The organism is Catenulispora subtropica (assembly GCF_039531675.1).
Lineage (GTDB): Bacteria > Actinomycetota > Actinomycetes > Streptomycetales > Catenulisporaceae > Catenulispora > Catenulispora subtropica.
Genome location: NZ_BAAAQM010000075.1, coordinates 26,432 through 48,284, shown reverse-complemented (window position 1 = coordinate 48,284; position 21,853 = coordinate 26,432). Strand labels below are relative to the sequence as shown.

General features: G+C 71.5%; 20 protein-coding genes and 1 pseudogene. 5 read left to right on the top strand and 16 right to left on the bottom strand.

Going from position 1 to position 21,853, the window contains the following annotated elements; all coding sequences use genetic code 11:
- Nucleotides 1-94: 94 nt before the first annotated feature.
- The 5 genes and pseudogenes from ABD466_RS40100 to ABD466_RS40080 all read right to left on the bottom strand — a co-directional run.
- Nucleotides 95-1,339: an IS256 family transposase gene (locus tag ABD466_RS40100; RefSeq protein WP_344662533.1), complete on the bottom strand. Its 1,245-nt coding sequence runs from the start codon at nucleotides 1,337-1,339 to the stop codon at nucleotides 95-97.
- Between the two features lie 345 nt (nucleotides 1,340-1,684).
- Complete coding sequence (locus ABD466_RS40095; RefSeq protein WP_344662532.1) at nucleotides 1,685-4,222, bottom strand: putative bifunctional diguanylate cyclase/phosphodiesterase; 2,538 nt, start codon at nucleotides 4,220-4,222, stop codon at nucleotides 1,685-1,687.
- Nucleotides 4,223-4,247: 25 nt separating this feature from the next.
- The gene (locus ABD466_RS40090; RefSeq protein WP_344662531.1) at nucleotides 4,248-5,081 is read right to left on the bottom strand and encodes an SAM-dependent methyltransferase; all 834 of its coding nucleotides are present in this window, start codon (nucleotides 5,079-5,081) and stop codon (nucleotides 4,248-4,250) included.
- A 45-nt stretch (nucleotides 5,082-5,126) separates the two neighbouring features.
- The gene (gene lpdA / locus ABD466_RS40085) at nucleotides 5,127-6,530 is read right to left on the bottom strand and encodes a dihydrolipoyl dehydrogenase (protein ID WP_344662530.1); all 1,404 of its coding nucleotides are present in this window, start codon (nucleotides 6,528-6,530) and stop codon (nucleotides 5,127-5,129) included.
- A gap of 130 nt (nucleotides 6,531-6,660) precedes the next feature.
- Nucleotides 6,661-6,933, bottom strand: a pseudogene (locus ABD466_RS40080) (NADPH-dependent FMN reductase family protein); the annotation flags it as partial.
- On the opposite strand from ABD466_RS40080, the gene ABD466_RS40075 reads away from it, so the two are divergent.
- The 3 genes from ABD466_RS40075 to ABD466_RS40065 all read left to right on the top strand — a co-directional run bounded on the left by ABD466_RS40075 (nucleotide 6,932) and on the right by ABD466_RS40065 (nucleotide 8,699).
- Nucleotides 6,932-7,219 (top strand): sigma-70 family RNA polymerase sigma factor family protein, encoded by a 288-nt coding sequence (locus ABD466_RS40075; protein WP_344662529.1) that lies wholly within the window; start codon nucleotides 6,932-6,934, stop codon nucleotides 7,217-7,219. The pseudogene ABD466_RS40080 and the gene ABD466_RS40075 overlap by 2 nt on opposite strands.
- A gap of 123 nt (nucleotides 7,220-7,342) precedes the next feature.
- Nucleotides 7,343-7,978 carry an alpha/beta hydrolase family protein gene (locus tag ABD466_RS40070; RefSeq protein WP_344662528.1) on the top strand — a complete coding sequence of 212 codons (636 nt, stop codon included), beginning with the start codon at nucleotides 7,343-7,345 and terminating at the stop codon, nucleotides 7,976-7,978.
- A 22-nt stretch (nucleotides 7,979-8,000) separates the two neighbouring features.
- A complete protein-coding gene (locus ABD466_RS40065) occupies nucleotides 8,001-8,699 on the top strand; it encodes an HAD family hydrolase (protein ID WP_344662527.1) in 699 nt (232 codons plus the stop codon).
- Here the strand turns inward: ABD466_RS40065 and ABD466_RS40060 are convergent.
- The 6 genes from ABD466_RS40060 to ABD466_RS40035 form a co-directional block, all read right to left on the bottom strand.
- A complete protein-coding gene (locus tag ABD466_RS40060; protein WP_344662526.1) occupies nucleotides 8,686-10,905 on the bottom strand; it encodes a (Fe-S)-binding protein in 2,220 nt (739 codons plus the stop codon). The two genes, ABD466_RS40065 and ABD466_RS40060, sit on opposite strands and share 14 nt — an antisense overlap.
- Before the next feature lie 20 nt (nucleotides 10,906-10,925).
- Nucleotides 10,926-11,975, bottom strand: a complete 1,050-nt coding sequence (locus ABD466_RS40055; protein ID WP_344662525.1) for an electron transfer flavoprotein subunit alpha/FixB family protein — start codon at nucleotides 11,973-11,975, stop codon at nucleotides 10,926-10,928.
- A 31-nt stretch (nucleotides 11,976-12,006) separates the two neighbouring features.
- Nucleotides 12,007-12,786, bottom strand: coding sequence for an electron transfer flavoprotein subunit beta/FixA family protein (locus ABD466_RS40050; RefSeq protein WP_344662524.1), 780 nt, complete (start codon nucleotides 12,784-12,786; stop codon nucleotides 12,007-12,009).
- 137 nt (nucleotides 12,787-12,923) lie between these two features.
- Nucleotides 12,924-13,253 (bottom strand): heavy-metal-associated domain-containing protein, encoded by a 330-nt coding sequence (locus tag ABD466_RS40045; protein WP_344662523.1) that lies wholly within the window; start codon nucleotides 13,251-13,253, stop codon nucleotides 12,924-12,926.
- A 115-nt stretch (nucleotides 13,254-13,368) separates the two neighbouring features.
- Nucleotides 13,369-14,304 carry a hypothetical protein gene (locus tag ABD466_RS40040; RefSeq protein ID WP_344662522.1) on the bottom strand — a complete coding sequence of 312 codons (936 nt, stop codon included), beginning with the start codon at nucleotides 14,302-14,304 and terminating at the stop codon, nucleotides 13,369-13,371.
- Between the two features lie 51 nt (nucleotides 14,305-14,355).
- Nucleotides 14,356-14,835, bottom strand: a complete 480-nt coding sequence (locus ABD466_RS40035; RefSeq protein ID WP_344662521.1) for a hypothetical protein — start codon at nucleotides 14,833-14,835, stop codon at nucleotides 14,356-14,358.
- Nucleotides 14,836-14,921: 86 nt separating this feature from the next.
- On the opposite strand from ABD466_RS40035, the gene ABD466_RS40030 reads away from it, so the two are divergent.
- A complete protein-coding gene (locus tag ABD466_RS40030; protein ID WP_344662536.1) occupies nucleotides 14,922-16,199 on the top strand; it encodes a permease in 1,278 nt (425 codons plus the stop codon).
- Between the two features lie 4 nt (nucleotides 16,200-16,203).
- Here ABD466_RS40030 and ABD466_RS40025 read toward each other — a convergent pair whose 3' ends face one another.
- The 4 genes from ABD466_RS40025 to ABD466_RS40010 are packed head-to-tail and all read right to left on the bottom strand — an operon-like array spanning nucleotide 16,204 to nucleotide 19,861.
- Nucleotides 16,204-16,902 carry a response regulator gene (locus tag ABD466_RS40025; RefSeq protein WP_344662520.1) on the bottom strand — a complete coding sequence of 233 codons (699 nt, stop codon included), beginning with the start codon at nucleotides 16,900-16,902 and terminating at the stop codon, nucleotides 16,204-16,206.
- On the bottom strand, nucleotides 16,899-18,146 hold the full coding sequence (locus ABD466_RS40020; RefSeq protein WP_344662519.1) for a sensor histidine kinase: 1,248 nt from the start codon (nucleotides 18,144-18,146) through the stop codon (nucleotides 16,899-16,901). The genes ABD466_RS40025 and ABD466_RS40020 overlap by 4 nt, the downstream gene beginning before the upstream one ends.
- Nucleotides 18,147-18,176: 30 nt before the next feature.
- On the bottom strand, nucleotides 18,177-19,025 hold the full coding sequence (locus ABD466_RS40015; RefSeq protein ID WP_344662518.1) for an ABC transporter permease subunit: 849 nt from the start codon (nucleotides 19,023-19,025) through the stop codon (nucleotides 18,177-18,179).
- Nucleotides 19,022-19,861, bottom strand: coding sequence for an ABC transporter ATP-binding protein (locus ABD466_RS40010; protein WP_425558859.1), 840 nt, complete (start codon nucleotides 19,859-19,861; stop codon nucleotides 19,022-19,024). Before ABD466_RS40010 ends, ABD466_RS40015 begins: the two co-directional genes overlap by 4 nt.
- An 84-nt stretch (nucleotides 19,862-19,945) precedes the next feature.
- On the opposite strand from ABD466_RS40010, the gene ABD466_RS40005 reads away from it, so the two are divergent.
- The gene (locus tag ABD466_RS40005) at nucleotides 19,946-21,007 is read left to right on the top strand and encodes a lactonase family protein (RefSeq protein ID WP_344662517.1); all 1,062 of its coding nucleotides are present in this window, start codon (nucleotides 19,946-19,948) and stop codon (nucleotides 21,005-21,007) included.
- Nucleotides 21,008-21,215: 208 nt separating this feature from the next.
- Here the strand turns inward: ABD466_RS40005 and ABD466_RS40000 are convergent, their stop codons facing one another.
- Nucleotides 21,216-21,791, bottom strand: a complete 576-nt coding sequence (locus tag ABD466_RS40000; protein ID WP_344662516.1) for a DUF4352 domain-containing protein — start codon at nucleotides 21,789-21,791, stop codon at nucleotides 21,216-21,218.
- Nucleotides 21,792-21,853 lie beyond the last annotated feature (62 nt).

Genomic DNA, 21,853 nt, shown 5'->3' with positions numbered 1-21,853 from the left:
ACCGCCGAGACGGGCTGACCACCTCACCGACCGGCAGCCGAAGAGACCCCAGGCGGGGGATGGCGTCCACTGGAGTGGTGTAAAAGTTCTCTGATCAGGCCGTCTTCTTGCCTCGTGGCAGTGCGGTCGGTCCGGTGATGACGGCGGTGGTGCCGGTGCCCAGCAGCTCGGCCATGGAGCTCTCGGATAGGTAGCGGCGGTCGGTGACCTGCCACTCGTCGTGGAGTTCGGCCAGGACGGCGCCGGTCAGCCGGGCTAGTGCGGCCGGGTTGGGGAAGACCTGGACGACGTCGGCTCGGCGTTTGACCTCACGGTTGAGGCGTTCCAGCGGGTTGGTGGACCAGATTTTGGTCCAGTGGGCTCTGGGGAAGGTGGCGTAGGCGGTGATGTCGGTCTCGGCGGCGATGAGCATGTCTTTGACCGGCGGGAACTGCGCGGCCAGTAGATCAGCGACGAGGTGTAGCTGGCTGTGGACGGTAGCGGCGTCGGGCTGGGCGAAGATGGTGCGGATGGTCGCGGCGACCATCTCGCCGGAACCGGGCTCGATCTTGGCCAGGACATCGCGGACGAAGTGAACGCGGCAGCGCTGCCAGGCCGCGCCGAGGAAGACCTGCGCGACCGCTGCGACCAGGCCGGCGTGGGCGTCGGAAATCACCAGCTGCACCCCGGTCAGACCGCGGGCCCGCAGGGAGCGCAGGAACTCCTTCCAGAACGCCTCGGTCTCGTTGTCGCCGACGGCGAACCCCAGCACCTCGCGGTTTCCGTCGGCGTTGACGCCGGTGGCGATGACCACGGCCTGGGAGACGATGCGGTGGTTGACCCGGGCCTTGCAGTAGGTCGCGTCCAAGAAGATGTAAGGGAACGGGCTGTGATCCAGCGGCCGGTCGCGGAACGCGGTGATCTCGCCGTCCAGGCCTGCGCAGATCTTCGACACCTGGCTCTTGGAGATCCCGGAATCGGCGCCGAGTGCCTTGACCAGATCGTCGACTGAACGCGTGGAGACGCCGTGGACGTAGGCCTCCATGATGACCGCGAACAGCGCCTGGTCGATGCGACGCCTGCGCTCCAGCAGGGATGGGAAGAAGGAGCCGGTACGCAGCTTGGGGATGTGCAACTCCACGTCGCCGGCGGCGGTGGTCAGGCCGCGGTCGCGGTGCCCGTTGCGCACACCGGTGCGCTCTGAGGTGCGCTGATACGGTGCTGCGCCGATCGCGGCGGTGGCCTCGGCCTCGATGAGTTCTTGCAGGATCCGCTCCAACACGGTGCGGACCATGTCGGTGTTGTCGGAAGAACGCAGTGACGCCAGCAGGTCCAACAGTTCAGACTGGGAGAGAGCCATCGCAGGGCCGCCCTTCGGGAAAATGAGCCTTCCCTTTGAAGGTCCTGCGATGGCTCCCTACGCGCTAGAGCCCAACTCAAGGTCAGTTACACCACTCCAGTGGACGTGACCAGGCGGGGCGGGGTCGTGAACACCACAACCGCCAGCCGAACCACCCACCCACCAGCCCGGACCCCGCACCATCAACACCCTGGCCGAAGGTCGTAATAAGCCCTTGATTGTAAAACCACAGACCAACCGCAGCGGAGCCCGGCCCTGCGCCCTCGCCCTCCGCCCTCGCCCCTGCTCCCCTCGCCCCTGCATCCAGCCGTCTTCAAGCCTTGCTCGAACCCTTAGTCGAGCGCTTTATCCGAGCCCTGAGTCACCCGGGCTCCCCGTGGCGACCGCCAGCCGCTCCAGCACCGCCGGGATCTCCTCGGCCGGGACCGGCGGCGAGTAGTGGAAGCCCTGCGCGTAGTCCACGCCCAGGGCTGCCAGTCGGCGGGCCTGGGCGGCGTTCTCCACGCCCTCGGCGGTGACCGTCATGCCGCTGGCGTGGGCCAGGGCGACCAGGCTGGTGATCACCGACTCGGCGAAGCGGTCGCCTTCGGGATCGCCGAGGTCGGCGACGAAGGAGGCGTCGATCTTCAGGGCGGTGGCCGGCAGGTGGCGCAGGCGGGCGAGGTTGGAGTAGCCGGTGCCGAAGTCGTCGACGGCGATGCCGATGCCGCGGGCGGCCAGGGCGCGCAGGGTGCCGGGGCCGGGGAGGCGGTCGTCCTCGGCGTCCATCAGCGCGGTCTCGGTGATCTCCAGGCACAGGCGCTCGGGCGGCAGGCCGGAGGCGGCCAGTGCGGCCGCCACGTCGTGGACCAGGCCGGTGTCCCGGACCTGGCGCACGGCCACGTTCACCGCGACCGCCGGGCCCTGCGGCCACGCCGCGGCGTCGCGGACGGCGCGCTCCAGCACCCAGCGGCCGAGTTCGACGATCGCGCCGGTCTCCTCGGCGACCGGGATGAACTCGGCCGGCCGGAGCAGGCCGCGCTCCGGGTGGCGCCAGCGGACCAGGGCCTCGACGAGGGGTGGGCGGCCGCCGGCCAGGCTGACGATCGGCTGGTAGTCCAGGAACATCTCGCCGGTCTCCAGCGCCGCCGGCAGCGCCTGGGCCAGGGCGTAGCGGTGCACTTCGCGGGCGTTGCGGTCCTCGTCGAACAACGCGTAGTCGGCCTTGCCCGCGGACTTCGCCCAGTAGAGCGTGATGTCGGCGGCGCGCAGCAGCTCGGTGGCGGAGGCCGCTTCGGCGGGCCGCTCCACGAGCCCGGCGCTGGCGGTGACGGTGACGCTGTGGCCGTCCAGCACGATCGGCCGGCGGACCTCGGCCAGGATCCGCTCCAGCACCGGGAACACCGACTCCGGGCCCTGGGTGCGGCGGAACAGGATCACGAACTCGTCGCCGCCCATCCGGGCCACCACGTGCCGGCGCGGGTCGGTGGCGGCCGACAGGCGGGCCGCGACCTCGGTCAGCAGCCGGTCGCCGGCGTGGTGGCCGAGGGTGTCGTTGACGCCCTTGAAGCCGTCCAGGTCCAGGAACGCCAGCCCGAGGCGGTCGTCGGGGCCGGCCGAGCGCAGCAGCTCGCCGACCGCGTCCAGCAGCCGCACCCGGTTCGGCAGGCCGGTCAGCGCGTCGTGGGTGGCCTGGTGCCGCAGCTGGTCGGTGGCCAGGCGGCGGGCGGTGACGTCCTCGTGCAGGCCGATCAGCAGCGCGACCTCGCCGTCGTCGTCGCGCACCGCGGTGGTGCGCACGTGCGTCCACACCTCGCCGCCGTCGGCGCGCCGGATCCGGGTGTCGGACTCGGTCTCCACCGCGCGCCCGGCCAGCAGGGCGTCGTACCCGTGCCAGTACTCGACCGGGTCGGCCGGGGTGATCAGGTTCCGGATCGGGCGGCCGCGCGCGCCGTAGGCGTCGACGCCGAGCATCTCGGCCAGCGCCGGGTTCACCTCCAGCACCTGGCCGTGCCGGTCGGTGATGACGATGCCCAGCGCGGCGTTGCTGAAGACGGTGCGGAACCGGGCCTCGCCGGCGCGGTAGGCGGTGAGTACGGCCTCGTGGATCGAGGCCTGTTCGGCGCGGGTGCGCTCGCGCAGGCCCTCGGCGAACGCGGCGGCCAGGCCGGCGCGCAGCGCGGTGCGGGTGGCCGGGCGCAGGAACGGCGGCAGGTGCCGGTCCAGCACCTCGACGGTGGCCGCGACGCACGCGCCCTGGAAGCAGTGCGCGTCGATGAGGACGCCGGCGGCCTGCTCGCCGATCTTGCGGGTCAGCTCGGGATCGTCCGGGGCGGCGACGACCTGCTCGGCCAGCGGGGTGACGACGCGCAGCGCGTGGTCGTAGCCCATTGGTGTGGCCGCGGCGGCGGCCAGGGCGGCGGCCCAGGCCTGGGCGAAGGCGACGGCCGGGCCGGGACCCGCGTCGGAGTCCGGGCCGGGGTCTGGATCGTGGTTCGGATCGTGGTTCGGATCGTGGTTCGGCTCACGGTTCTGGTGGTGGCCACCGGACCCGGGATGAAGAGCCTTGGCAGCGCTCGAAGCCGCCTTCTGTGCCGGCGGCGGCGTGGATATTCGTGGCGGATGGCCGTGTTCGCCGTTCGGTTCGGGGACCACGTGGGCGCGATGGTCGGCGGCGGCTTCGAACCCCGGCCCCGGATGCCGGCGGCCATGGTGCTCACCGGATTCGAAGGCCGCCTGGGCCGCGTGCGGATTGCTGCCGGCGCCGACCGTGATCCCCACGCCGACGGCCGTCGCGCCCTGCTGCGTTCCCCCACGGCCCCATAAGTCCGCCTCGCCGATGGCGGCCACGCCCGTTCCGGGCTCGGTGCCACCGATCCCGGCTTCCGCGCTGTGCGTCGTCACGTCGTGCCGCCTCTCGCCGACTCCGTCAGCCGGATGCGCCGGGCTTGACGGCCACGGCGGCGTAGGAAGCGTACCGGTCGGAGTGTTGCGCGGCCCGCTCGGCCTCCTCGGGCAGGGGCCGCCACAACGGCATCGGCACCACACCCGGCGTCAGCGGTGTGAAGCCGTCCAGGAGCGCCTCGATCTCGCCGGCGGTGCGCCAGGTCATCGGTTCCGGGGACTTCGCGTTCCACATCTCCAGCATGGCGATGGTCTCGCGCGGCTGGCCGTCGTGCGAGGCGTGCTGCAGGATCAGGAAGCTGCCGGGGGCGAGGGCGTCGCGCAGGGTGGCCACGATGCCGGCCGGGTCGTCCGCGTCGGCGACGAAGTGCAGCAGACTGCACAGCAGCACCGCCACCGGGCGGTCGAAGTCGATCAGGGCCCGCACCCGCGGGTCGTCGAGGATCGCGCGCGGGGAGCGGGCGTCGGCCTGGACGAACGCGGCGTCCGGGTCGCCGGCGAGCATCGCCACACCGTGCGCGACCGCCACCGGGTCGTGGTCGACGTAGACGACGCGGGCCCCCGGGCGGGTCTCGCGGGCGACCTCGTGCACCGGGCCCATGGTCGGGACGCCGGCGCCGATGTCCAGGTACTGGTCGACGCCGGCCGCGGCGGCGGTGCGGACCGCGCGGTGCAGGAACATCCGCACCTGGCGGGCCAGCTCCGGCATGTCCGGTTTGAACGCGATCGCGGCCTCGGCCACCTCCCGATCGACCGCGAAGTTGTGGGAACCGCCCAGGAAGTAGTCCCAGACCCGGGCCGAGCTGGGCTGGTCCACATTGATCGAAGCAGGCGCCCAGTCCCGTCTGCCGTCGGTCATGTCCGGTCCTTCCTCCGGGTCGGTTCCCCCCATCAACATACTGATCTACATGTTAATCATGTGTCCGGCAAGACCGTGGACGGCTTCCTTGACGGCCTCGCCGAGCGTCGGGTGCGCGTGGATGTTGCGGGCCACCTCGTGCACCGTGAGGTCCCACTGCTGCGCGAGGGTGAGCTCCGGCAGCAGCTCGGTCACCTCAGGGCCGATGAGGTGCGCGCCCAGCAGTTCGCCGTACTTGGCGTCGCTGATCACCTTCACGAAGCCGACCGCGTCGCCCAGGCCCGCGGCCTTGCCGTTGGCGCTGAACGGGAACTTCACGGTCTTGACGTCGAAGCCCTCCAGCCGGGCCTGCTCCTCGGTCCAGCCGAAGCTGGCGATCTGCGGCTGGCAGTAGGTGGCGCGCGGCACCATGACGAAGTCGATCTCCATGGTCTCGACGCCGCCGATGGTCTCGGCCGCCACGATGCCCTGGGTCTCGGCCACGTGCGCCAGCATCACCTTGGCGGTGACGTCGCCGATGGCGAAGATGTGCGGGACGTTGGTGCGACCGCGGCCGTCCACCGCAATCGCGCCGCGCTCGGTGAGCGCCACCCCGGTCTTGTCCAGGCCGTAGCCGTCGACGTTGGGCGCGAAGCCGATGGCCTGCAGCACCTTGTCGGTCTCCAGCACCTGCTGGGCGCCGTCCTTGCCGGTGACGGTGACCCGCACCTTGGGGCCGGAGTCGTCGATGGCGTCGACCCGGGTGCCGGTGAGCACGTCGACGCCGAGCTTGCGGTACTGGCGGGCCAGCTCCTTGGACACCTCGGCGTCCTCCAGCGGCACCATGCGGTCGAGGAACTCGACGATGGTGACCTTGACGCCGTAGCTGTTGAGCACGTAGGCGAACTCCACGCCGATCGCCCCGGCCCCGGCGATCACGATGCTCTCCGGCAGCGTGGCGCTGAGGATCTGCTCCTCATAGGTGACCACACGCTCGGACAGCGAGGTGCCGGGCAGCAGCCGGGTGCGGGTGCCGGTGGCGATGATGCAGTTGTCGAACGTGACGGTCTCGCTGGAGCCGTCGGACTTGGCGACGCTGAGCGTGCGGGAGTCCAGGAAGGTGCCGCGTCCGTCGTACTCTGTGATGTTGTTCTTGCGCATCAGGTAGTGGACGCCCTTGACCCGGCCGTCGGCGACCTGGCGGCTGCGCTGGTAGGCGGCGCCGTAGTCGAAGGTGATCGGGCCGTTCGAGGAGATGCCGAAGGTCTTCGCCTCGTGCTGGACGGTGTGCGCCAGTTCGGCGTTGCGCAGCAGGGCCTTGGACGGGATGCACCCCACGTTCAGGCAGACGCCGCCCCAGTAGCGCTCCTCCACGACCGCGACCCGCTTGCCGAGCTGGGCGGCCCGGACCGCCGCGGTGTATCCGCCGGGGCCGGCGCCCAGGACGACGACATCGAAATGCGTGCTCATGGCTTCGACTCTAACCGGCGGAACCAGGGGCACGCCTGGTGGGCGGTGGAGTTCGGGGTCCCGACGGGCGAAAGCCCCTGACCTGGGATAGAGTCCGGCCCCGCCGCCCGCCCCGGGGACCGGCCGGAGATCAGCCGGCGGCCCGGCCCGCCTTCAGCGCGGCCGCGGTGTCGACGCAGCGCCGGGCCTGGTGGCGGGCCGCTTCCAGGGCCACGTCGCCGGGGGCGCCGCCGCCGGCCACGTGCGAGGTGCCGTAGGGGTTGCCGGACTGGAACTGGATCGGATCGGTGTAGCCGGGCGGCACGATGATTCCACCCCAGTGATAAAAGGTGTCGGCGAGCGCCAGGATGGTCGTCTCCTGGCCGCCGTGCAGCGTGTCGGAGGCCGTGAACGCCGTCCGGATGACGTGGGAGGCGCAGGACATCGGGGCTCTGCTCGGGGTGCTCGCACCGGACGCGGTGGCGACCGGGGACGGCGGCGGGCTCGGGCACGCGGCACCGGAACCGATCGTCGGCGCCGCGGCGGTGGCGCGGTTCTTCGCCGAGCGCGGCGGGACGCCGGGGCCGGAGTTCGTGGAGTGCACCGTCAGCGCCCGGCCCGGGCTCGCGGCGCGGATCCACGGGGTCACCGCTTCGGTGCTGGCGTTCGCGATCGCCGGGACCGGATCACGCGGGTGTGGGCGGTGCTGAATCCGGAGAAGCTGCGGCTCTGGCTGGATGCGGGCTGAGGACTGGGCCGTGGGCTTCGCGAGGACGCACGACCCGGGCGCGTCCGCCGCGCTGGAGCCGCGTCCGGCGGCTACCCTCGCTTGCGTGCAAGAGCTGATCCCCACCCCGGCCGGTGACGCGCGGATCACCCGCTTCCCGGCGCCGGCGCGGAAGCGGCGGGCGGTGCTGGCGCTCGGGCACGGTGCCGGCGGCGGCATCGCGGCGCCGGATCTCCAGGCGCTGGCCGCGGGCCTGCCGGGCGCCGGCATCGACGTGGTGCTCGTCGAGCAGCCGTGGGTGGTCGCGGGCAAGAGGCTGGCGCCGGCGCCGAAGACGCTGGACGCCGGGTGGCTGCCGGTGGCCGAGGCCGTGCGCGAGGGTGCGCGCAGGACGCCGTTCCTGGTCGGCGGGCGCAGTGCCGGGGCGCGAGTGGCATGCCGCACCGGGGCCGAGAGCGGCGCGGCCGGCGTGGTGGCGCTGGCGTTCCCGCTGCATCCGCCGGGCAAGCCGGAGAAGTCGCGCGCCGACGAGCTCGTCGACAGCGGCCTGCCGACGCTGGTCGTGCAGGGCGCCACCGATCCGTTCGGGACGCCCGCCGAGTTCCCGCAGCTGCCGCGCACGCACCGCCTGGTGGCGCTGCCGGCGGGGGACCACGGCTTCAAGGTCAAGAAGACTGAGGAGCCGGTGCTGGACGCTTTGGTGGCTGCGGTCGTGGAGTGGATCGCCGCGCTGCCGCGGTAAGGAGTCCTCTACAGTCGGAGCCATGGACCATCCCCGCGCAATGCTCTTCGATTTCTCCGGCACCCTGATGCGCATCGAACCGGCGGAGCGGTGGGTGCGCGCCGTCACCGACGCGGCTGGGCTGGGCCTGGACGACGCCACCGTCGCGCACCGGGCCGCGGCCCTGATCGACGCCGGAGCCTGGTACGGCGCCTATCCGACCCGCATCCCCGAGCACCTGGCTGAGATATACGCGACGCGCGACCTTGACGAACCGCACCACCGCGCCTGCTACACGGGCCTGATCCGGGAGTCGGGGTGGCCGTGGGAGGAACTGGTCGACCCGCTCTACGAGCGCAGCTACGCCCCCGAGGCCTGGCTGCCGTACCCGGACGCGCTCGAGACGCTGAGCGAGGCGAAGGACCGCGGCCTGGCGACCGCGGTGATCAGCAACATCTCCTTCGACATCCGGCCGCACCTGGAGCGCTCCGGCCTGCTGGAACTGCTGGACGCGGTGGTGCTGAGCTACGAGGTCGGGCTGATCAAGCCGGATCCGGCGATCTTCCAGCTGGCCTGCGACAAGCTGGAGGTGGACCCGGCGTCGGCCGTCATGGTCGGCGACCACGAGGCCGACGGCGGCGGGTCCGCCCTCGGCATCGCCACCTACTTCGTGGACCTGGTCCCGGTCGAGGAACGGCCCGACGCGCTGATCAGCGTGCTGCGGGAGGTCACGGCGTCGTAGCGGCGCCGGAGTCGGGGGCGGCGCCAGGGGCGGGAACGGCACCGGGGCCAGGGGCGGGATCGGCACCGGAGCCGGGGTCGGCCGCCTCGGGCTTGCGCACCGACCGCAGCAGCACCTCCGACACGTCCGCGACCCGCACCGCCTCGTCCGCCTTCCCCTGCTGCTTGCGCGTGGCGACTCCGTCGGTCAGCATCACGATGCAGTAGGGGCAGGCGGCCGTCACCAGGTCCGGCGAGGTCCCCAGCGCCTCGTCGGTGCGGGTCTCGTTGATCCGCGTGCCGATCGTCTCCTCCATCCACATCCGCGCGCCGCCGGCCCCGCAGCAGAACGACTTCTCGCGGTTGCGCGGCATCTCGTTCAGCTTCACGCCGGGCACCGCGCCGAGGATGTCGCGCGGCGCGTCGAAGACCCGGTTGTGCCGGCCGAGGTAGCAGGGGTCGTGGTAGGTGACCGCGACGTCCACCTCGCCGGCCGGCCGGAGCCGGCCGTCCTTGATCAGGCGGGCCAGCAGCTCGGTGTGGTGCACGACCTCGTAGTGGCCGCCGAGCTGCGGGTACTCGTTGGCCAGGGTGTTGAAGCAGTGCGCACAGGTGACCACGACCTTCTTGGCGCCGGCGGCGTTGAGCGTCTCCACGTTCTGCGTCGCCAGCTCGTGGAACAGGAACTCCTGACCGAGACGGCGCGCGGCGTCACCTGTGCAGGTCTCGCCGGAGCCCAGGATCATGAACTCGACCCCGGCCTCGTGCAGCAGCTCGGCGACGTTGCGCGAGGTCTTCTTCGCGTTGTCGTCCAGCGACCCGGCACAGCCGACCCAGAACAGGTACTCGACGTCGTCCGGGATGCGCTCCTCGCCGTTCGCGCCGAGGACGCGGACCTCGAACGGCAGGCCGGCCGTCCACTCCAGGCGGGCCTTGGCGCCGCGGCCCCACGGGTCGCCGTTCTTCTCCAGGTTGCGGAGCATGGTGCCGGCCTCGCGCGGGAACTCGGCCTCGATCAGGACCTGGTAGCGGCGCATGTCGACGATGTGGTCGACGTGCTCGATGTCCACCGGGCACTGCTCGACGCAGGCGCCGCAGGTCACGCAGGACCACAGCACGTCGGGGTCGATCACGCCCCCGACGTCGGCGCCGCCGACCAGCGGGCGCTGGGCTTCCTGGAAGACGTCGACCGCGCTGGTCTCCAGGGCCGCCTTGGCCTCGTCGCTGCCGGCCAGCAGATACGGGGCCTTGGCCAGAGCGTGGTCGCGCAGGCTCATGATGAGCAGCTTCGGGCTCAGCGGCTTCTCGGTGTTCCACGCCGGGCACTGCGACTGGCAGCGTCCGCACTCGGTGCAGGTGGCGAAGTCCAGCAGGCCCTTCCACGTGAAGTCCTCGATCGCGCCGCGGCCGATCTTGTCGTCCTCGCCCGGGTCCTCGAAGTCCACCTTCTGACCGCCGGAGTAGACCGGGAGCAGCGGGCCGAGCGCGCGGGGGCGGCGGGAGAAGGCGACGTTGAACGGCGCGAGGAAGATGTGCAGGTGCTTGGAGTGGACGACCAGCACCAGGAAGCTCAGGACCACGCCGAGCGAGCCGAGGACGCCGACGGTCTCGAAGACGTCGTTGGCGGTCTTGCCGGCGCCGTGCAGCACGTGGCCGGCGGCCTGGCTGGCGAACGCGCCGTGCGGGAAGGGGAAGTTGCCGGTGTTGATCTGGGCGCCGCGGTAGAGCAGGAGCGTCCACATCACGTTGAAGATCATGAACAGCACGAACCAGGCGGCGGTGGTGTGCGAGCCGAAGAACCGCGATGTGCGGCCCGCCTTCTCCGGGTCCTGCCGCAGCCGGATCACCGCGAACCCGGCGAGGCCGGCGAGGACCGCGCAGATGAAGAAGTCCTCCAGGAAGCCCAGCCAGGTGGCGGTGCCGATCAGCGGGATGTGGAAGTCGCGGTCGAACAGGGCGCCGAAGCCCTCGACGATGGTGGCGCCGAGGATGACGAAGCCCCAGAACACGGCGAAGTGCGCCAGGCCCGGACCGGACCAGCGCAGGAGCTTGCGCTGGCCGAACACCTCCGTGATCACGGCCCACAGCCGCACACCCGGACTGTCGGCGCGCCCGGGCTCCACCGGCTGCATCGAGCGGCCCAGGCGATAGAGCATCAGCACCCGGCGTCCGGCCAACGCGAACGCCGTGAGCGTGATCGCCGCGCCGATGATGAGTCGTACAGCCACAGGGGCCTCCGTTCGGTCGGTTACGGGACGTCGTTCGCCTTGCGGGCCCGGATCTCCGCGAGGAGCGCGGGCAGGATCGTCTGCGCGTCGCCGACCACCCCGAGGTCGGCGAGCTTGAAGATCGGCGCGGCCGGATCGTCGCCGATCACGACCACGGTCTTCGCCCCCTGCATCCCGGCCCGGTGCCGCACCGACCCGGACAGGCCGCAGGCGAGGTAGAGCCGCGGGTGCACCGTCTTGCCGGTGAGGCCCACGCACGCCTCACGCGGCACCCACCCCAGGTCGGCGGCGGTGTGCGAGCCGGCCACGGCCGCCCCGAGCTCGTCGGCGACCTCGGCCAGGACGGCGAACGCGGCGCGCGAGCCGATGCCCCGCCCGCCGGCGACGACGATGTCGGCCCGGTCCAGCGGCGGACGGTCCCGCGGCGGCTCGGGGGTGGCGGTGATACGGGGGGCGGGTATCGGCGACGGTTCGACCGCCGCGGTGTGGACGACGGGTTCGGCCTGGTGCGGCTCGGGCACCGCCGCCTCGGGCCGGACGGTGATGACCGGCACGCCGCGCACGACGCTCGACTCGACGAGGTAGGAGTCGGCGAGGCAGCGCTGGATGGCGACCGGCTCGCCGTCGGTGCCGGGCAGGACGTCGATCGCGTTGGTGATGATGCCGGCGTCCAGGCGGACCGCCAGGCGGGCGGCGGTTTCCTGGCCGTGGTACGTCGCGGGGATGAGGATGGCGGCCGGATCGAGGCGGTCCGCCAGGTGGTGGAGGAGGTCGGCGTCGCTGGCGCGGGCCGGGGCGGTCGGGGTGGTCGGGGTGGCCGGAACAGCTGGCGTGACCGGCGTGACCGGCGTGGCCGGCTTGGCCGGCGCCGCCGGGCTGTCGGCCAGGCACCAGATCTCGGTGGCCCCGAAGCGGGCCAGGGTCTTGATCGCGTCATCGTCGGGGCGGTCGCCTCCGACCACCGCGACCGGCTCCCCCAGCCGTCGCGCCAACGTCAGCAGCGCACAGGCCGAACGCCGCACCGAGCCGTCGCGCGCGTCACGGTCGACGAGCGCCAACACTTTCGCCATCGGGCCTCCTTGCCTCGATGTCCGGAGGTGCTCAGAGGAACTGTCGTTCCGACAGGAAGTCGGCGATGCGGGTGGCGGCCGCGGTGGGATCGGTGCCCGGGACCGTGGCGGGTCGGGGGCCGGGTCGGGTGGCGCGGTGGACGGCGGTGGCGGCTGCGGCGAGGCCGACGCGAGCCGGATCGACGCCGAGGTCGGTGAGGGTCCAGGTGCGGACCAGCTTGTGACGGGCTTCGGCGACGGCTTCGAAGCGCGGGTAGCGGGGCTCGCCGCTGCGGTCGGTCACGGAGAGGACGGCGGGCATGCTGGCGACGAGGTCCTCGACGACGGTGCCGTCGTGGCGGCGGGCGAAGACCTCGTCCTCGTCGGTGTGGAGCCGGTCGCAGTAACAGAGGGCGGGGACGGCCAGGCGCTCGGCGAGCATGGCCGGGACGACGGACATGGCGCCGTCGGCGGAGGCGGTGCCGCAGAGCACGAGATCGAAGCCGAGGCGGCGGCAGGCGGCGGCGAGCACGAGGGAGGTGGCCGGGGCGTCGCAGCCGTGCAGGGCGTCGTCGAGCACGTGCACGCCCTCGTCGGCTCCCAGCGCGAGCGCGGACCGCAGGGCGGCCACCGCGCCGGCCGGGCCCATGGTGAGAGCCGTGACCTGCACGTCGAGCCGCCGGGCGGCGATCCGCACGGCCTGCTCCACCGCGTACTCGTCGGAATCCGCCAGCCGGCAGCGCACCGCCGACCGGTTCACCGTCAGGTCCTCCGCGTAGGACACCTCCCCTATCGCCTGCGGGACGTGCTTGGTCAAAACGACGATCTTCATCCCACACCTCGCAACTGAGGCGGGAGTGTAGAGGCCTGATGACCATACGAGAAGACCTCGGGACATGTTTCAGGCCCCACCTGCAGAGCGGGTGGGGCCTGAAGAGGCTGTCAGGGCTCGTGACAAGCCCGGAACCGTCAGTGCACGAGCACGTACCCGGCCTCGTCCACGGCGGCCTCGACGTCCTTCTCGGCCAGCGGCGCGGTGCTGGTGACCGTGACCTTGCCGCTGGCGAGGTCGACGTCGACCGCGGTGACGCCGGCGATCGCGCTCACTTCCTCGGTCACAGACTTGACGCAGTGGCCGCAGGTCATCCCGGAGACGGTGTAGACGGCGGTGGTCGCGTTCTCGGACACGGTGGTCTCCTTCGGCTCGGTGGCCGCGACGGCATCGGCGGACGGGGCGGCACAGCAAGAACAGCCGGCGGCGGACGCCGCATCGTTGTCGATCACAGTCAGCTCGGTCATGGCGTTTACTATACCCCCCTAGGGTATGTATGCCGAAGGGCGGGCCTGTGATCTCGCTCACAGCCCGCCCCCCCGCACAGCCCCAGGGGTCGGCAGCGTCCCGCCGCCCGCCAGGTCAGCCGACGTTCAGCGTCACCGCCGCCGTGTGGAGCGTCCCGCCAGTCTGGAACTGCAGGAACATCCGCCACTGCCCGGCCTTCGGCAGCGTGGCCTCGAAGTCCAGGTCAGGCCCACCGTTCGCGGTGGTCGCGGGCCCGCCCTCGGGGTGCAGGTGCGCCATCGCCATGTCGCCGGCGTGGAAGCCGGTCAAATGAGCATACGTCTCCAGATACGGCTCCAGGTCCGTCACCGGCTTCCCGTCCTTGGCGATCGACACCTTCAGCGGCATCGCCATGCCGGCCATCAGCTTCGAGGCGTCGACGGTGACGGTGTAGCCGTCGACCTCGGCCGTCGCCGAGGCGGCCGGCAGCGGAGCGTCGGCCGCCGTGCCCGGCGAGGTGACCTGCTTGGACAACGTCAGCGCCACCGGCTTGCCGTCGGCGCCCTTGGCGATGAAGGAGGCGTAGGCCCGATACGTCCCCGGCCCGGCGGCCTTGATCGGCGCGGTCCAGGTCCCGTCCGCGGCCATCGTCGGGTGGACGTGCTGGAAGCCGGTCAGGTCCGAGCGCACCAGGTAGAAGTGCATGAGCTTGGTCTGCTCCGGCTCGAAGGCGGTGACCGGCGCACCGTCCGGTCCCACGATCCGGAAACCGAAGCCGTCGGCCGCGACCGAGTCGGCGGTCGGCGCGAAGGTGTAGCCCTGGTCGCTGGTGGCCAGGCCCTCGCCCATGTACATGGGCTCGTCGCCGTGGTCCATGCCGGACATCGAGTGGGAGTGGTCGGAGGACATCGGAGACTCCTGAGGTGTGGACGAAGGGGACGAGGCCGGGGACTTCATGTCCATGCCGGCCATGGACGAGTGGCTCCGGGAGGAGCCGCAGGCGGTGAGAACGAGGGCGCTCGCGACCGCGGGGATCAGCGCCAGGGTGCGGGCACGCTTGAAAGAGCGCATGGGTGATGAGACCTTCCGGTTGATGTGGCAGGTGGCTGAGGAAGCCCTCTGTCACGTCCGGGAGATGCTCAGCTGGTGCAGGACCTGGACGCCGGTTCGAGGTGGACCGTGCGGCCAATGGGGACGAACGAGCTTGGTGCCATGCGGCAGGCGAGGCCGCCATGCGGTGATGGCGATGAGGAACGCCAGCAGGAACAGGCCCGCCCAGCTTTCGGGGCGCAGGGGGACGCAGGTTTCCCCCGCCTGCGCGTGGCCCGGCTTCGGCTGCGCGGGCACCAGCATCGCGGGTTCGTCGTGGATGGCGGAGTGCATGGGTGCGCCATGGGCAGACCCAGTCAATCCAGCCGATCCCGACCAAGTCGAGCCAGCCGGCCCGGGCCACATGGGCGACCCGGCCGACGTCATCGCCATCGCCGCCGGGGACATGCCGTGGCAGCCGGTGCCGCCGCCGGTGATCCCGTGCATCAGGAACAGCCCGGCCAGCACCGAGAACAGCACAAGCACGCGCTGCTTCCCGGCCACTCCGGTCATGATTCCCTCTCGCGCTCGATACGGGCTACCGGTATAGGGTAGCGCCATTGATCATCGATGACCACGGGGGCGGGGAGGCAGCAGTGGTGGGTGCGGTGGCACACGCGTTGAAGATCACGGGCTCGATGACGTGGGAGATCACCTGGGCCCTGATCCTGGGGTTCGCGTTGTCGGCCGTGGTCCAGGCAGTGGTGCGCAAGGGCACGATCGTGCGACTGCTGGGCGACGACCGGCCGCGGACACTGGCGGTGGCGTCGCTGCTGGGCGCGGCGTCGTCGTCATGTTCCTACGCGGCCGTCGCGCTGGCGCGGTCGCTGTTCCGCAAGGGCGCGAACTTCACGGCCGCGATGGCCTTCCAGTTCGGGTCCACCAACCTGGTCCTGGAACTGGGCGTGATCCTCTGGCTGCTGATGGGCTGGCAGTTCACCCTCGCCGAGTTCATCGGCGGCCCGATCATGATCGCGGTCCTGGCGCTGCTGTTCCGCAGATTCCTGAGCACCCGCCTGCTGAGCGAGGCCCGCGACCAGGCCGACCGCGGCGTCGCCGGCTCCATGGAGGGACACGCGGCGATGGACATGTCCGTGGCCGGAGAGGGGTCGTTCCTGAAGCGGCTGCTGTCCCGCGCGGGGTTCACGTCGGTATCGCACGTCTTCGTGATGGAGTGGGCCGCGATCCTCCGCGACCTGGTGATCGGCCTACTGGTCGCGGGCGCGATCGCGGCCTGGGTACCGGACTCCTTCTGGGAACACTTCTTCCTGTCCGGCCACCCGGTCCTGGCCGGCATCTGGGGCCCACTCGTCGGCCCGCTGGTCGCGGTCCTGAGCTTCGTGTGCTCGATCGGCAACGCGCCACTGGCCCTGGTCCTGTGGAAGGGCGGGATCAGCTTCGGCGGCGTGACGTCGTTCATCTTCGCGGACCTGATCATCCTGCCGATCCTGAACATCTACAAGAAGTACTACGGCAAGCGCGCCGCGTGGTTCCTGCTGTGGACGTTCTTCATCGCGATGGCCGGCGCGGGCTACGCCGTCGAGTTGCTGTTCAACCTGTTCGGCTGGATCCCGGACCGGGATGGCATGACGGTGATGAGCGAGGGTGTGCATTGGAACTACACGACGTTCTTGAACATCGCGTTTCTGGTGCTGGCGGCTGTGCTGTTGGTGCGGTTCTTCCGGACCGGGGGGATGGCGATGATGCGGATGATGGGTGGGGGGCCGGATGACATGGCGGGGCATGAGGGGCATGGCGGCCACGACAGCCATGACAGCCATGGGCATGACGGCCATGGCCATGACAGCCATGACAGCCATGACAGCCATGACAGCCATGACAGCCATGACAGCCATGAGCATCATGACCACCACTAGGAGCTCAGGACATCTTCTCCGAAGACTCGCCGGGTCGTACCATCCCGGTCTCGTAGCCGAAGACCACGGCGGCGACGCGGGTAGGTAGGCCGAGCTTGTCGAGGGCGTGGCCGAGGTGAGTCTTCACCGTTGTCTCGGCCACGGTGAGCTCCGCTGCGATCTCGGTGTTGGAGCGGCCGCGGACCACGAGATCGAAGACGTCGCGTTCGCGGGCGGTCAGGCGGTCCAGTTCGCGGGGCGGCTTCGTGGGGCGCTGGCGGCGCGTCGTGAACTCGGCGATCAGGCGGGCCGTGACCGGTGGGGACAGCAGGGCTCCCCCGTCGGCCGCGGCCCGGATGCCGAGGAGCAGTTCCTCCGGCGGTGCGTGCTTGAGCAGGAAACCGCAGGAGCCGGCGCGCAGGGCTTCGTAGACGTATTCGTCGAGGTCGTATGTCGTCAGCACGACGACCCGGGGCGCGGCTTCGACTGCCTCCGCCGTGATCCGGCGCGTCGCCTCCAGGCCGTCCATGCCCGGCATCCGGATGTCCATCAGCACCACATCCGGCTTCACCGTACGCGCCTGCACCACGGCGTCGAAACCGTCGCCGGCCTCGCCGACCACCTCCATGTCCGGCTGGCTGTCGAGCAACAGCACCAAGCCGGCGCGGACCAGAGTCTGGTCGTCGACCACCAGAACGCGGACGGGAACGCGGGCGGCGCTCATGCCGGCACCGGGATCCGGGCCCGGACCTCGAAGCCGCCGTCGGCCGTCGGCGCGGCGCGCAGTGAGCCGCCGTGGAGTTCGGCGCGCTCGCGCATGCCGAGCAGGCCGCGTCCGAGGCCGGGGCCGGTGCCGGGCCGCGAGCCCGGGCCGTTGGCGACGGTGATGGCGAGGTCGTCGGGGTCGTAGCGGACCGAGATCAGGGTCCTGGCTCCCGGAGCGTGGCGGGCGGCGTTCGTCACCGACTCCTGCACGATGCGGTACGCCACCAGGTCCGCACCGTCCGGCAGGACGCGCGCCGGTCCCCGCACCTCCACTGCCACGGCGAGTCCGGCCGCCCGGCCGATGTCAGCAAGCTGCTCCAGGTCCCGGAGGCCCGGGGCCGGACGGCGGGCCAGGACGTCGTCCGGCGCGCTGCGCAGCACACCCAGCAGATGTCCCAGCTCCCCCAACGCCTCGCGGGCCAGGCGCTCCACGACGCCGAGCACCTCGACCGGCTCGACGCGCGCCGCCGAACCGCCGCCACCCGACGCCACGGACTCACCGCTCGCGGTCATCGGTCCACCGCCCGCAGCCACCACCGACCCACCCCCGTCGGCCTCCGCAGCCGTCGCAGTCGCAGCCGCAGCCAGCGCCACCCGGGCCGAACCGGCCTGAACGACTATCGCCGTCAACTGATGCGCCAGCACATCATGCAGCTCCCGCGCGATCTGGTTGCGTTCAGCACGATGCGCCTCAGCGACCGCCCCCGCAGTGTCCCGCCGGTGCTGCGCCGACCCCTCACCCACCAGAAACGCGGTGCCGATCACCAGCAGCGGCACGCCGAACACCGCACGATGCGCCTCGAAGGCCACGATCGCGGCGGCCAGCAACGTCAGGACGCCCAGGCGGCGGGCCCAAGGATGCGCGGTCCGCGTGTAGGCGCCGATGCCGTAGGCCGCCGCGACCGCCGCCGCCAATGCCGCGGTCTTGTCCCCCGGCACCGCCATGTGCACGGCCAACGCCGCCGTCACCACGGCCGCGACCACGACCGGATGGCTGCGTCGCATCACGAACGGCAGTGACTGCACCATCCCGAGCACGAGATACCCGCACACCGCCGGCGGCGTGCCCGTGTGCCCGGGTGGACGCCACCACCAGGGCACATTCGGCAACGCCCACAACAGCAGCCCGAGCACCACCGCGATGTCGGCGCGGCGTTCGGTCACCAGGGGGAAGACCCGGCCTCGTCCTCGGAGTACCCGCATAAGCGCAGCGTACGGCGCCGGCCCCGCCACTCACACCACGTCCGTCCGGCGGAACAGCCGCCATGAGACACCGGCCAGGAGCACGATCGAGCCGACTACGCCGACCAGTCCGAGCAAGGCGGCCGGAGGAGCCCCGGAGCCCGTGAACCGCGACCAGAAGTTCGTCGGCAGAGTGCTGACCGACCGCGTCCCCGGTGGGAAGCCCATCCACGCCTCGACCCACGTCGCGGGGGTCCACCGTCCCCACCCCGGCAGAGTTCCCAGCGCCAGCAGTGCCACGACGCCCGCGACCGAGCCGGCGATGGTTCCGACGGTGCTCCGGGTGACGACGGCTGCGGCCAAACCGAGCGCGGCGAAGAAGCCGAGGATCAGCAGGGCGCGCGCCAGTTGCGACGCGCTTCGGGCCAGGCCGGTGGAGACGGCCTCGCCGGCGTGGGGCAACCCGTTCGCGGCGGCGATCAGCGGCCCGGCCGCAGCCAAGGCGGCCCAGCAGAGCAAGGCGATGACGACGAGCACCAGCCACGTGCTGACGAGCTTCGCGGCGAGGATCCGCGTGCGGAACCCGTTGTGGGACACCAGGTTCGTGATGGTGCGGCCGGTCCACTCGCCCCCGACATGGCCGCCGGCCAGCAGCGCGGCGAGGAACGCGCCGGGCAGGGAGGCCATCAGGCCCGCCGCTTCGGCTCCGGCGGCCGCGGGCGACAGCTGGTCGGCGACTCCGGCGGCGTGAAGCCGGCCCCGGTCTCCGAGGCCGAGATCGGCGTGGGCGTTGTCGGCGGCCCCGACGGCCAGCAACAGACAGAAGCCCGCCGCGAACGCCACGAGCGCCCATGTCAGAGGCCGGTTGAGCTTGCGCAGCTCGGCGGTGAGCAGTCTCATGGCGCATCCTCGGTGAGAGTCAGATAAGCCGTCTCCAGGTCCGGGCCGAGGTCGGCGACGCGTCCCTGCCGGACGACGCGGCCGCGGTGGACGATCGCGATCCGGTCGCAGACACGTTCCACTTCGGTGAGCAGGTGCGACGACAGGAACACGGTGCGGCCCTCGTCGGCCAAAGCGCGGAACAGGGCGCGGAAGTCGCGGATGCCCGCCGGGTCGAGGCTGTTGGTCGGCTCGTCGAGGAGAAGCACTTGCGGATCCCGCAGCAGGGCCGCGGCCAGGCCCAGGCGTTGGCGCATGCCCTGCGAGTAGCCCTTGACCTTGCGGTCGGCGGCTTCGGTGAGGCCGACGCGGTCGAGGACCGCCGCTACCCGGTCGCGTTCGCGCGGGATCGGCGGTCCGGTCCGTTCGAGGACGCCGAGGTTGGCGCGGCCGGTGAGCCAGGGGTAGAAGGCGGGTTCCTCGATCATGGCGCCGACGACCGTGGCCAGCCGTGGGTCGGGCAGGCCGCGTCCGAGGATCGTCGCCCGGCCTGAGGTGGCGGCGGCCAGGCCCGCCAGCACTCGCAGGGTGGTGGTCTTCCCGGAGCCGTTGGGGCCGAGGAAGCCGAAGACCTCGCCGGCGGGCACCGCCAGGTCCAGGCCGTCCACGGCGGTCACGGTGCCATAGCGCTTGGTCAGACCGGTGCACGCGATGGCCGGGACGGCCGGATGCGCCGCATCGGGCGGGTGGAGTCGGTCGGCCGGGTCGCGTCGGTCAGTCGGATCGGCAGGATCGGTCGGATCGGTCGGATCGGTCGGATCGGTCGGATCGGCAGGATCGGTCAGGTCGGTCGCCACAGCTCCAGCATCCCGGCCCGTTCAGGCGTCCGGGATCAGCCCTCCGATGAGCCGGGCCTCGACGTTTGGGCGAGAATACCGACCATGGTCGACTCTGTGAACTCGTATCTCTTGGTCGGTGGCTACGGCATGGGTGTCCACTGCCTGCGCTACGACGCCGACGGCACGCTGTCCCCGGTGTCCGTGGTGGACATCGCCGACCCGTCCTACGTCATCCACGACGGTGCGCGGGGCGTGCTGACAGCGGTGGTCGAGCAGGAGCCGGAAGGGCGGGTGGCGTCGGCGCGGTTCACCATCGCCGACGGCGCGAGCGATGTGCGCGATTGGACCGCCAGCGGCGGGGCGGCGCCGTGCCACTTGGCGCTGCACCCGGACGGGACGACGTTGTTCGTCGCGAACTACACCTCCGGCACCGTGTCCGTGTTCCCCGTCGACCAGGAGGGCCGGGTGACAGGCGACCAGCCGGCGCAGGTCGTCCGGCACACCGGGTCCGGGCCGCGCGCCGACCGGCAGGAGGGGCCGCACGCGCACCAGGTCGTGGTCTCCCCGACGGGGCGTTGGGTGCTGGCCGTCGACCTGGGCACGGACTCGGTGTACGTGTACGAGTACGACCCCGCGGCGGGACGCCTGGCGCATCACAGCGTCGTCGAGCTGCCCGCCGGCTCCGGTCCGCGCCATCTGGCCTTCCACGGCTCCGGCCGGTACTTCTACCTGCTCAATGAGCTGTCGTGGACAGTCATGGTGTGCGCCTGGGACGAAGGCGGAGGTGTCGGCAAGGCCGGCGCGGCCGTCGACAGCCGCGCCGCGCAGGACCGCGCGGCGTCCGACCACTGCTGGTGCGCCGCGATCCGCGTGTCGGCCGACGACCGGTTCGTCTACACCTCGAACCGCGTCGACGACACCATCGCGGTGTTCTCAGTCCTGGAGGACGGCGCCCGCCTGGAGCCGGTCGAGGTGGTGCCGGCAGGCGGCTCCTGGCCCCGGGACATCGTGCTGTCCCCGGACGGCGAGCTGCTGTTCAGCGCGAACCAGCGCTCGGACTCGATCACGGTGTTCCGTGTCGACTCCGGGACCGGGCGCCTGACTCCGGTCGGGGAGCCCTACACGATCACCACGCCGGCGTCGCTGCTGCCGATCTCCGGCTGAGGCCGCAAGCAGTCCGGGCTGTGGGCCAGCGGGCTCGCAGGCCCCAAGGCCCCCTGGCCCCCAGGCCCGTCGCAGTGGAGGGGGACCGCGGCGGTGGATGTGTCGCCACCGCCGCGGTGCTCCCCTCCGCTATCGGTAACCCGTCGCGCTGGGGAATCTCTTCCTGGCTCGGCGACCCCGGCCTCCCGCACGCGGATCACCACCCGGATCAGTGCCCGAGGTCGATCGCGACCTGACCGTCCATGACGCCGCCGCGGAACTCCAGCTTCAGCCCCTTGGCCGTTTTCGGGACCTCGAACGCCACCTCGCCGCGCTTGGCCTCGCCCGCGGCGACGCTGCCCTCGGGGACCGCCGGCATGCCGTCCTCGGCCAGGATGGTCTCGTCATAGGTCTGGTTCGCCCCGTCCTTCAGCTCGAACCCGAGCATGCTGGAGAAGTCCTGGGCCGAACCGCTCGTGTTCTTCACCTCGACGTCCAGCACCACGAACATGTCGCCGTCCTTGGGCTTGTCGAAGTCGTTCTTCGGGGTGAAGGGCACATCGGCCTTGTGGACGGTCACGATCCACTTGCCGTTCTGCACCTGGTCGCCGACCTTGAAGGTCTTCGCCGCCGGAGCACTGGTGCTCGGGCTGGCGGACCCGGCGGCCGACGTGCCGCTCGTCTGGACGCTCTGCGCGTCGCTCCCGACCTTGGTGGCCTGCGTGCTGCTCTGGCACGCCGCCGCCCCGGCCGCCAGAAGGGCCGCTGCCGCCGTCGCGCCGATCGTGCCGAACTTGCGGGACATCTGTGTACTCCTTTGAGGAACCCACCTTGCGTGGACAAGAAAAGATAAGCAGATCACTGTGA